Annotated in this window: 9 protein-coding genes; all 9 read left to right on the plus strand. The window is 42.8% G+C overall.

Going from position 1 to position 11,931, the window contains the following annotated elements; translation table 11 throughout:
* The first annotated feature begins 64 nt into the window (after nucleotides 1–64).
* The 9 genes from B2Q61_RS04720 (at nucleotide 65) to B2Q61_RS04760 (ending at nucleotide 11,830) form a co-directional block, all read left to right on the plus strand.
* A complete protein-coding gene (locus B2Q61_RS04720) occupies nucleotides 65–1,720 on the plus strand; it encodes a phosphoethanolamine transferase (RefSeq protein ID WP_290620009.1) in 1,656 nt (551 codons plus the stop codon).
* A 15-nt stretch (nucleotides 1,721–1,735) separates the two neighbouring features.
* Nucleotides 1,736–2,404: a response regulator gene (locus tag B2Q61_RS04725; protein ID WP_290620011.1), complete on the plus strand. Its 669-nt coding sequence runs from the start codon at nucleotides 1,736–1,738 to the stop codon at nucleotides 2,402–2,404.
* Nucleotides 2,394–3,794: a sensor histidine kinase gene (locus B2Q61_RS04730; protein WP_290620013.1), complete on the plus strand. Its 1,401-nt coding sequence runs from the start codon at nucleotides 2,394–2,396 to the stop codon at nucleotides 3,792–3,794. The genes B2Q61_RS04725 and B2Q61_RS04730 overlap by 11 nt, the downstream gene beginning before the upstream one ends.
* A 276-nt stretch (nucleotides 3,795–4,070) precedes the next feature.
* A complete protein-coding gene (locus B2Q61_RS04735; protein WP_290620015.1) occupies nucleotides 4,071–4,439 on the plus strand; it encodes a hypothetical protein in 369 nt (122 codons plus the stop codon).
* A gap of 114 nt (nucleotides 4,440–4,553) precedes the next feature.
* Nucleotides 4,554–5,516, plus strand: coding sequence for an arsenic resistance protein (locus B2Q61_RS04740; protein WP_076920128.1), 963 nt, complete (start codon nucleotides 4,554–4,556; stop codon nucleotides 5,514–5,516).
* Between the two features lie 322 nt (nucleotides 5,517–5,838).
* Nucleotides 5,839–7,563 carry a hypothetical protein gene (locus tag B2Q61_RS04745; RefSeq protein WP_290620019.1) on the plus strand — a complete coding sequence of 575 codons (1,725 nt, stop codon included), beginning with the start codon at nucleotides 5,839–5,841 and terminating at the stop codon, nucleotides 7,561–7,563.
* Nucleotides 7,560–9,281 (plus strand): hypothetical protein, encoded by a 1,722-nt coding sequence (locus B2Q61_RS04750; protein WP_290620021.1) that lies wholly within the window; start codon nucleotides 7,560–7,562, stop codon nucleotides 9,279–9,281. The genes B2Q61_RS04745 and B2Q61_RS04750 overlap by 4 nt, the downstream gene beginning before the upstream one ends.
* A gap of 286 nt (nucleotides 9,282–9,567) precedes the next feature.
* Nucleotides 9,568–10,575 carry a DNA-processing protein DprA gene (locus B2Q61_RS04755; RefSeq protein ID WP_290620023.1) on the plus strand — a complete coding sequence of 336 codons (1,008 nt, stop codon included), beginning with the start codon at nucleotides 9,568–9,570 and terminating at the stop codon, nucleotides 10,573–10,575.
* Between the two features lie 10 nt (nucleotides 10,576–10,585).
* Nucleotides 10,586–11,830 (plus strand): hypothetical protein, encoded by a 1,245-nt coding sequence (locus tag B2Q61_RS04760; RefSeq protein ID WP_290620025.1) that lies wholly within the window; start codon nucleotides 10,586–10,588, stop codon nucleotides 11,828–11,830.
* Nucleotides 11,831–11,931: the final 101 nt, after the last annotated feature.

Here is an 11,931-nt window from a genome sequence, read left to right on the forward strand (position 1 = left end):
TTAAGATTCTCTTAAGACGGGCATGGCATCATAGCGCAATACGATGGCTATTCTGGGTGTCTATATGTTGGCAACCGCACAAACTCCTGCATCATTAAAGACCAATTACTTCAAAGTATTGCTACTGCGTCCATGGCAACTTAATGTGCTTATTGCCATTGTGCTTACTATAGGTTTTAACCAGAAGTTTTTTAGTAGTCTCCTAACGATAGGCGATAGCCACATTAGCCTTAGTTTAACTATGCTGCTGTTGTTGCTTAACCTGCTTTTATGCCAATTAGGTGGCAGCGGAAAATGGCAAAAGCCCTGGCTACTGTTACTGCTGTCAATTAGCGCTTGCAGCCAATATTTTATGCTTAACTATGGCGTAGTCATCGACAAAAATATGTTAAAAAATGCACTGGAAACGGATAGTGCGGAAATTTTCGGTTTACTTAGCTTTACGATGGTGCCGTATTTTTTGTTTAATTTACTGTTGCCGGCTACGTTGCTATTTATTATTCCGGTATCAAATAAAGTTTCTGCTCCGACAGGTAGAAAAATTGGTTCAGTACTGCGATATTTTGCGGTGTTGTTGGGTTGTTTTAGCGTGATCATGGTGCTAGTAGCCAGTCAGTACAAAACGTACTCAAGCGTGTTTCGGGAGCATCGCTACTTGAAACACCAAACCTTGCCCCTTAGTGCCCTTACAGCATCTGTAGGCTTGTTTGGCGCAACACCGGCGATGGCACACAGCCATCAAAGCTATGCAACAGACGCTTTGCAGCAGTTATCGGCAGGCAGCAAGCCAAGATTAATACTCTTTGTGCTGGGCGAAACGGTAAGAGCTGATCATTTTGGCATCAATGGTTACGCTCGTGATACTACGCCAAAATTAGCTAAGCGTAAGCTGATTAATTTTGGCGCCATCAGTTCCTGTGGCACGGCTACCGCGATATCCGTACCCTGCATGTTTAGTTATCTAACCAAAGATACCTATGATGAAGCTACCGCCAAGGGCTCCGACAACCTGCTGGATGTACTGCAACGCGCCGGCGTTAAGGTGTTGTGGCGTAACAATAATTCTGGTTGCAAAACCATGTGTGACCGAGTTGAACAAGATAACCAGTTTGCCATCAACAGCCAGTACAAATGTAATGATGGCGATTGTCCGGATCTAGCGCTGCTAGAGCGGTTAAAGCAGCGTATCTTGCAGCAAGACAGCGCACAATCTCAATTTATAGTTCTGCATCAACAAGGTAATCACGGGCCTGAATATTACAAGCGCAGCCTTGAACAACATAAGGTGTTTATGCCAGAGTGCCGCACCAACCTATTGAGTGACTGTCAGCAGCAACATATTATCAATGCTTATGATAATGCGATTGTCAGCACCGATCTGCTGTTGGACAATAGCATCACGCTGTTAGAATCGCTGGCAGATAAATATGATACAGCGCTCATTTACGCATCAGACCATGGCGAGTCGCTTGGTGAAAACGGTGTGTACTTACATGGTCTACCGTACTGGATGGCACCGGACGCTCAAACTAAAGTACCTATGCTGTTTTGGCTGTCGGATGACTTTAGCAAACACACTAAACTACATGGCAACTGTTTACTTCAAAACACCAACCTCAGTCATGATAATATCTTTGATACTGTGTTATCGTTGTTTGCCGTAAAGACAACTCAACTAAGAGTTGAGTTGGATGTAACTTCCGGCTGTACTAACCGCTGACGAAGAGCAAACCTGATGCGTATCTTATTGGTAGAAGATGATGAATTACTGGCCAAGGGTATGATCACCCGGCTTAAACGCATGGGGTATCAGGTGGAGCATTGCTCCACTGGTAAACAAGCAACAAGTGCGGCGGAAGACAACAGCTTTAGCATGATGATTTTAGATTTGGGCTTGCCGGATGGTTTTGCACTTCATTTGATCGGGCGCTTCCGTAAAGCGGGTATCAGCATGCCCATTTTAGTGTTAACGGCGCAAGGACAATTGGACTCGAAGCTAACTGCACTGAACAGCGGTGCTGATGATTACCTGGTGAAACCTGTCGATGTACTCGAATTGGAAGCCCGCATTAGGGTGCTGCTTCGTCGTCAGCAGCAGCGTACAGATGACGTTCTGGAGTTGGCAGGTATTTGTTTAAATTTGCAAAACAACCAGTGTACTTTTCAACAACAGTACCTCAGCTTAACCCGCAGAGAATTTATGCTTCTAAAAGAGTTTATGCTAAAACCTGACCGTATTTTATCGCGTCAGCAGCTTGAAGAACTGAGCTACGGTTGGGATGGTGATACAGAAAGCAACGCTATTGAAGTGCATATCCATAATTTACGAAAAAAACTCAACTCCGAGGTAATAAAGACCGTACGCGGTATCGGTTATATGCTGGTAAGCCGATATGATCATTAACAGTATTAAGTTTTTCCTGATGCTTGGTATCAACCTATTAATGCTGGGTGCTTTAAGTTTGAATGCGTATATCGTATACAATGATTCGTTACACGAACTGGATGAAATATATGATGCCGAACTTGCTCGCAGCGCCAAGTTCATCAGCCTCTTACTAAGAGCGGGCCTGACAAATCCAGGTACTGAACTGCCAGTTGTTGTCGAAGTCCCAGAAACAAATGATAGAGGGGAAGCATTAACCTCCCAACAAGAACGATTGCTGACTGGCCACAAATACGAGGGAAAAATTGCCTTTCAGGTCCAGCAAGGTGACAAGCTGATCATGGTTTCAGAAAATGCGTTGCAGTTTCCCACTCCTAAGCATGAAGCCGGTTACCATGAAATTAGAGAGCATAATACGCTTTGGGTAACCTTCAGTTATTATGTATCGGAGCAAAATTTATGGATTTTCACCGCCCAGCGTGAGGATATCCGCGAAGAGATGGGTGGCCATATCGCTCAGGCTCAGGTGCGGCCTGTTTTGATGATGATGTTACCGCTGAGTTTCTTAATTTACCTGGTGATTAAGCTTATTCTGCGGCCACTTCATTTACTGCAACTACAAGTAGCTGATAAAACGCCGGAACAACTACATGAAATACAGCTGAAGCTGCCAGCAGAACTAAAACCGATACAAACGGCCATTAACAGCCTACTTGAACGAATCCGCAGCTATATAAAGCAAGAAAAACGCTTTGTTGCAGATGCATCGCATGAATTACGCACACCACTAAGTATTTTACATTTACATGCGCAAAACCTCAGTGTTGCCAATAACGCACACGACGTTGCCGAGGCGGTTAATGCGATTACCGAAGGTAGTAAACGAATGTCACATCTGGTTGACCAATTGCTATCTGTAGCCCATCTGGACCACATACAACACATACACTGCACCTGCATACCGCTAACGCCACTGTTGCATCAAAGCTTATCACAGCTGCCGTTGGCGCTTTTAGATAAAGTTCACTGGCAACTTACGCTGGACGACAGCTGTCAGCTGTATGGCGACATGACTCTGTTGCAAAGTTTACTGCGTAATGTGTTTGATAATGCGGCTAAATATTCACCAAATGACGGCACTGTGACGGTAACAACATATCAACGCGCTGAAATGACGATCATCACTGTAAGCAACAGCGGTATTGCTGATGCTGACATTGGCAGACTAGGAGACAGGTTCTACCGTCACCCACAACATCAGCATTTGGTAGGCGCAGGTTTAGGTTTATCGATAGTACGGCACATTGTTACACTTCATGGAGGGCAGATAAGTTTTAGTGTCAACAGCGATGGTGGTTTGGATGTCACAATAACGTTACCGGCATTAAAACACTTAAAGCATACGTGATTAAACCATTATTCAAAGCTGATATTAATGACGCTATTCGATAAATATACCTCAGCTAAACAAGTGCTTGGCTGTATTCTATTGCTGATTGTCTTGAGGTCGGCCGAAATTGTGCTTTTAAAAAAGATAATTCGGCATTCCAAAATTCGACGTGATTGTATAAATCCATTCCAATACAGAGTCAGTCCATATCCTGAAACGTCAGCCGCTGGGACGTCAACCCGCTGCGCGGCTCGCCGCCCATGTGCTTAGCGTTAGGGCTTACGGGGTCGGTACATGGATTTTTCTTGTTTAACGAAGATCGTTAACACTGAACAAGATTTAGATTTGCTACCTGTTAACCCGGATTGGCAATTGGTCGGTTCAATTATTTCTGTTTCTCATGGTTGGCTCACCGAAGAAGAATTTAACCGTTGCTTTAATTCGTTTATTGGACAACAGGTTCTTGCTTTCGAATCGTTTGAACGGGTAAACAAAACTACGGGTATAAGCAATCGTTTAGAGCAGTCATTTGTTTTAAATTGGCTTAATTTCAAAGAGTTTCAGGAAACGACAGCAATTTTGTTTGTGTATATTGTTTCTTCGAAATTAAATTGGGTGTTCTATGCAAATAGAGATAAATGGCAGTTTGCTGCACAGCCCTAACAAGCAAATGTTAATCGCCCACGCTGCGCATGGGCTGCGACGGCAAAACGCATGCGCGTTTTCCCGCGCTAAATTTGGTAGTTAAGCGGTAATCGATCAACGAGGTTCTGATCATTGAAACGAGAGGCATTGGAAAAATATCAGGTATTTATCTACCTGACCGGAATCCTTATAGGATTACTGGTCGGGGTGAAGTTTCCTGAACAGTCAGAGATTCTAGAGTGGGCTTTGTGGCCTTTGCTAGGCATGCTTCTGTATACGACTTTTACTCAGGTTCCTCTAGGGCATCTGCGAGAAGCATTCTCTGACTCCCGCTTTATGCTGGCAGCGGTGATTGGTAATTTCGTTGTTCTCCCGTTAATTGTGTGGGGGTTAATGTCCGTTGGGCCTAACTTGCCTGCGGTCAAGTTAGGCATACTCTTGGTGTTATTGGTCCCGTGTACTGACTGGTTTATCACCTTCACACACTTGGGTGGGGGGGATACAAAGCGGGCCATTGCCTTTTCGCCAGTTAGTCTTTTGCTTCAGCTAATTCTCCTGCCAGTTTATATATGGCTTTTCCTTGGTTCGGAAATAACAACCAGCGTGATGCAGCGAGAGCTAGTTCTGGCCTTCTTCGGACTTATCGTCCTCCCCTTGGCGGCGGCATTTGCAACCGAAAAATGGGCTGAAAAACGAGAGGGCAGAGAAGCTATTCTGAATGCTTTTGGCTGGCTTCCCGTTCCGCTACTGGCATTGGTTGTGTTTTCTATAGCAGCGGCACAAGTCAATGTAGTCATTGATTCATTGGGCATACTCCCAAGCTTGTTTGCAGTGTTTTCTGCATTTCTTCTGATAGCTGGGGTTTTATCTTTAGTGCTTTCAAAAATATTTTCATTGCCAACAAATCAAGGCAGAGTTCTTGCCTTCAGTTTAGGTAGCAGGAATTCATTTGTGGTTCTTCCCCTAGCACTCTCTCTGCCTTCATCCTTTGAGCTTACGGTTGTAGTTATCGTATTTCAGTCATTGGTTGAGCTATTTGGGATGGCCGCTTACATATGGTGGGTTCCAAAAAAATTATATCCTTCAGCTATATGAATGCGGTGGCGCTTAACAAAGCCAAGCACAGCGACAGCTTTTCCGTTGCGGCTTCGCCTCCACTACAAAGCTGCGCGTGTTGGCGGCGTTCTGCTAACACCTAAAAGCGGACTTTACAGCCTTAAAGTTGGAATGTCTGCAATTGGCACTTAGCTGCCAGGCGGCATAGATCTGCAGGCAGCAATGAGCGAATTATAGACATTTATAGCCCCCAAAACTGGGACTTCTGAGCTTTTTAAGTTTACCATTACTCGTCATTTACTAAATTTTCATGTAAAACATGAAATTAGAGTCGGTCTGTTTAGGGAAATAGGAGCCAGAGATGTCACTAGATAAAGTAAAAGAGGGATTACTAGTTGCAAGTGACACAAACGCGGGGCTGCTTGCCGTCATTAAAGATTTTTATATTCAAGAAATTCGTTCTAAAGATAACGTTTTGAAAAATGCGCTATCCGAGTTACACAACGAAGGGAAAATAGACCTAATCAAAATAGTACTTGGGATTGATATTGACTCAAGCAGACACATTTTTACTGTAATACTGCAAGTTTTTGAAAGCGCGTTACCTTCGTTAAATGCAAGTGTCGAAGACGTCCTAAATTGTCTCGTCCATCTGACGCAGCAAGCAGGTAGAGACGTATCCATTAGTGATGGGACCTTCGGAAGCTTCTTAAGGATGGAACCGCAGCGTCCCAAAGAGAGTATTGAATTAATCTTGAACCAAAAAGAGCTTGATACATATGCTCTTTATCTCTCCTGCTCAATCCTCGCTTACAACTCGGAGAATGTGACAGAAGCAATCCAAACGATAAATACTCTGATCGCCGATAGAAATGCTACGGTCAGAAATCAAGCGTATTTTTCATTGGGGTGGCTACCGGTAAATGGAACTCATGTAGCTGTAATTTGGGATTTGCTTAGCAGAAGTGCTAACAGCGAGAATGAAAATAGTTGTTGTGCATCGATACTTAAGGCAACACTTAAATTTGCAGAAACATTCCCATCTTACTGGTCGCAGACGGAAGAGCTTCTGCTGAAGTGTATTGAAAAAGGATCTCTTGAGGTTCTTTATACAATATCGGATGTTCTTGCATTTCAACGAATCCAGTTGCCAGCGAATATTTCCCATTTTCTGATAAATAAAATAGCGAATGTATCCCCCGAGAACAAAGGAATTATCGATAACATTGATTATTTATTAGTCAATTTAGTTAAAGGAGATTCGCAGTCTGTTGCCATTGAATTATTAGAGTCCCTTCTAACCGTAGGTGTGAAGCTCGAATCGTTAGACTTTTTCTCTAACGAGTTATTGCGCGAATACCCAGAATTATTAAACCACATTGTTACAAAGTGGTTCCTATCTGGAAAGTCATCGTTTTGCCATGCTGCTTCCAATCTACTTCATGATGTAGCGGTTGAGGATGTTGAACTCAAGGCAGATATTGGATTGCTAGCAGATGAAGAAGAGCAGTTATTTGTAAGCCATAAGGCGGTTGGTTGGTTATTTATGCGGCCGATAGCCGCTGCAAGTTTCATTTTATCAATTTATGAAACTACGTCGATAAATACACAAATGGAGCTCGAAGCAGTTTTATACGATCCCTTACTCTTAAGTTACCCCGGCGACCTTAAATTATTCTTTCAGTCATGTATAAATAGCGGCTTTCAGGTAAATCCATGTAAGCAATTACTTGATAAACTTCAAAAGTATCATGATGATCTTGAAAAAGTATCTGGGGTAAAGGAGTTAATGGCTCCCAGAGAGAATGTAAGAGCTTACTGGAAAGAGTTCAGCAAAAGCATGCAGGATGCCAATGAAGAAGCGTCAAAATCATCAATTTTTCAGCTTATAACAACGACCAAGAGGTTATTGTACGGCAATAGTTCAATTTATTATATGAATCAGGGCGGTGGCGAACAGATACGACAAGAAATGCAAATGCAGAATATATCCCACTCTACAGAAATGCCGATGTTGAATGTCTTAGAGCCTGAACTCTTAGACTATAGATTACGGGTTTATCGTTATAGGGGCATGGCAAAATGAAGTTAATTCTTAAGCAATATCTTGCTTCATTAAAAGAGCGAAAAGAATTAGATGCTGTGCTCCCCGATTTGTTGAGCAGTATGGGGCTGAATGTCTTCATTTCACCCACGAGAGGGGTTAAAGAGTACGGTGTTGATGTTGCTGCGGTAGGGCAAATAAATGAGCAGGAAGAAAAAGTCTATTTGTTCTCTATTAAATCTGGAAATCTGAATCGAGAAACATGGAATGGAAATGCAGATCAAGCTCTTCGCCCTTCGCTAGATGAGATTCAAGACTCATTCATCCATAGTCGTTTGCCACCAGAACATAGAGGCAAAAAAATTGTCATTTGTTTGTGTTTTGGTGGAGATGTTAGTTCTGGAATCAGACAAGAAGTCTCAGGCTATGAGCAGCGAAATACTAGAGACAATATTGCATTTGAAGAGTGGAACGGCGACAAACTTTCTGAGCTTATTCAACAGTACTTGCTGAAAGAAGAGTTGCTGCCTAGTTCAAGTCAGGCGTTGCTGAGAAAATCATTGGCGTTACTCGAAGAGCCCGAGAGTTCAAGCATGCACTTCTCAATCTTGATTGATGAAGTGCTGTCGAATGTAACTGATGCAGATTCTGTTGCATCGTCCATAACACGGCTTAACGTATGTCTATGGGTTCTGTTTTCATGGTGCCGTGACGCTGAGAATTTGGAAGCCGCATATCTCTCATCGGAGAGAGCATTACTTTTAGCTTGGGATAAGGTGAAAGACTACTACTCGGGGAAAAACAAACCCTCAAAGTCCTTCGATAGCCTTTTCGATACATATCAGCAAATTACTGACCATTATGTAGATAGAAGTTTAATCCCTTATGTAGGACTTAAATACGCACTCTCACATGCGGTCCACTCGCCTTGTTCTATCAATGTGAACTCAAAGCTTTTCGATGTTTTAGGCCGTTTATCCGTCAAAGGTCACTGGCTTTTGCACTTACTTTCAAAGAATTATTCTGAAAACCCACCGATAGACGCGGAGAGCGAAGAGCAGGAGCAATTGCGTCTTAGGCTCCGAAAAGTAACAGAGTCGATTAACCTTTTGATTGTGAACAATCCTATATTGCTGTCGCCCTATCAAGACTCACAAGCAATTGACGTTGCTCTTGCTATAACTTTACTTTCAAGTAATTCAGAACTTGATGAGTTTGTGAAAAGCTGGCTGTCTGAAATGATCAATATGTGCATATTCGCATTTAAGAGTAATGGCATGTATCCAATCGTGTACAACTCTTACGAACAGCTGCTTGAGCATAGAAATAAAGATAAAGCTGACGGTATCTATAAGAATAAAGTTACCGAGGCGAGCATTTTATACCCTTTATTAGCTGTGTTTTGTGCTTTATATAAACTTGATTCAGAAAGCCAATTATTGGAGCAATTTGCAAAAGAAAACCTTACCCATAGCACCTTACAGTATTGGTATCCAAATCAATACAGTGAGCTGAGTATGTACTCGGATGCAGATACACATGGCTCTGCAACAACTGATTTTCCTATGAATGGGAAATCAGCACTAGAGTATGTAAAGCGGGAGTGTGGCAGTACTGATCCGTTTAGAGGAATGTCAGCTGTTATTAAAGGGAAAGCTCCGCTGATACTTACAGCCTGTCGTCGCTACCGATATCCAGTTCCTTTCCATTATCTTGAGGATTTGATGACAGCTAGTGATTCATCACAATCAACTCAATGAAAGTGGCTTTCGGTTTATAAGTGTCTGCTTCTGGCACATAGCCAAGATCCAAGAAGCGGTCATTTAGGTGATAGTGGTGATGGTGTTAATTTACAACAAGTGGTAAGGAACGATTGCAATTCGAAGGTGCAGGTAACCGATCACCCAGTATTCATTAGCGCGTCCCAACATTACAGAGAGTGCATTCTGGCCGTGCTTTGCATCAAACAGGAGTCAAAAAACAAGCAAATTGTTTATATTTCTGATAGCGTTATGTCAACTTGCAGCTTGGGAGCTTTTCGGGACTATGGATACTAATAAGGATGCTAACGAATACTGGAAGCTTGAAACAGTGGCATTCTATGCCCTGCAGTCTTTACGAGGTATTGGCTTCAAGACGCTTTACAATATAGCATCACAAGGTATCAGCTTTCGCGAGCTCATCAAAACAAATGATTGCAATTATTTTCAGCAAACTCTCAAGTATAAACTTGATAAAGCGATATCAAGCTCCGAAGATGAATGGCAACAATTAAAGATAAGTCTGTGGTCACATGGCGTGGAACTGGCTAGGAAGTACCATCGCGATAATATATATGTCGTTTTTCACGGTCAGGATGTTTACCCCCCACAACTGAAAAGTATACCTAATCCACCTATGTGGCTTTTCGTTCAAGGCCCGTTAGCGAATTTACATCAAAAATCCATTGCAATTGTCGGCAGCAGAAAAGCCACGAAGGATGGCGTTTGGCTAACAAAGTTCATTGTTGCCTCTATGGCTGAACTTGATTTTGTGTCTGTGAGCGGCTTAGCTGAAGGTATTGACCAGGAAGCTCATTTAGAGTCAATTAAGTATAGCGTCCCTACTGTGGCAGTGCTAGGCACTGGTATTGACAGTAATTATCCAAAAGGTTCTGAACTCGTACGTGCAGAAATACTTGCTCACGGCGGATCAATTATTACTGAGTACCTGATTGGTCAGAGTTATAGCGCAGAAAACTTTGTAAGAAGAAACCGCATCCAAGCCGCATTGGCAAAAATCGTTGTCCCAGTAGAGTGGAACATTAAAAGCGGCACAGCACATACAGTTAACTTTGCAAAAGAATATGGTAAAGCGCTTTTGATGCCATACCTCCCGCTAACAGACACTAACTCAGCGGAACTACAAGTAATCAACTCATACCCTTACGGTATGACATTCCAGGTGCCACATCAGATTGATGATTTACTCTCTTTTTTAAGGAACCCAAAGGATAGTGAAACTGATACAACCACAGGCGATGACTCAAAAAACCAAATAGCATTAGACATATAGGTGAATTAGCATGGACGCAAGGAAGCTCAAAGGTGTAATACTAAGTGTTGAAGACACCCTGCTTAATATGGGCCAAATAAACCAAGCCGTATTTAGCGAAGTCGTCAGGCTAATGGCCTTTTTTAAGCTCCGGGGTATTAGGCCCGTGCTCATGGCAAATCAGGCGCGAACAATAAAACTTGGCGGTGTTACAAGAGATCTGTACGGCTACCTTGAAGAGCAGTTTGATGATTTAGTTGTTTTTACGCGCCTGCGTGATAGCGCAATACCGCCGAAACCAAAGGCCGCTGCCACGGAGTACGTACTAAAAGCTATGAATTGGGCGTCAAATGAGGTCGTTTACATCGGCAGTAATGACGACGACATGAGAACCGCAGTAAATGGTAATATACTGTTCCTGCGAGCCATTTGGTATAGCCACAATACGAATTACGGATTTGAATTCAAAGAAGTTAAAGAGATAGCCAGGTTTATCGATACTCTGTGTTTACGCGCGCATTTCTGGAGCCACGTCATCAAAGATGGCGATTTTGAATTTTATGCCTTGGCTCCATTTAGCACGTACAAGGAAGCATTCCGGAAGTACTCAGAAAACGGCCGAGCTGCGGCCAAGTTTGGCCAAGGCGATGTCGATTTTTGGCTAGGAGCCTTAGTTACCAGTATGTACTTTACTGGAATACACAGCCGTATTGACTATGTTACATCCTACCCCGGTCATCAGGCTGGCTTTGATAACAACAAAATGAGTGGCGACCTTATGACCTTCGCCAAATGCTTTAGAAAGAGCTACCTACATAATCTGGTTATTAGGCACACCACAGCGATCAAATCGCAAACAGCCAGAAATCTGGGCGCGGCATTAGATCATCATAATCAACTTAACACAATCATGCTCAATCAATTGCCAGCAAGGAACTACACAACTGAGTATAAGAATGCCCCCTTACAAAGGGGCAAGACAGTATTACTGGTCGACGATATTTGTACTAAGGGTTACTCACTTGAAACCGGTAGGAAATTAATTGAGGCAACCGGTGCCAAGACCATTTTGATTTCCTGGTTAAAAACAATTAATACAGATTACTGGTCATTCGGTGCCATTGGTAACTTCAATCCTTATCAAAAAAATACATTCAGAAATGTCCCGATAGGTAAAATCTATGGTTACCACTCATACCATGTTGATGGCGCCGCATCTGAAGAGCTGGCCGAGCAATTAGAGCAATACATAAATTGGGATTGGCCCGTCAGCTAAGCTAAACACTAGCCTCTGCAATAAGCAAGTTAAGTATTTTGATTGTAAAAGAACATCCAAAGCCATCAGATTCACTTGAACTTTACCACTCGTTGCAATCA

Origin of the sequence: Arsukibacterium sp. UBA5043 (genome assembly GCA_002415085.1) — a bacterium.
Lineage (GTDB): Bacteria > Pseudomonadota > Gammaproteobacteria > Enterobacterales > Alteromonadaceae > Alishewanella.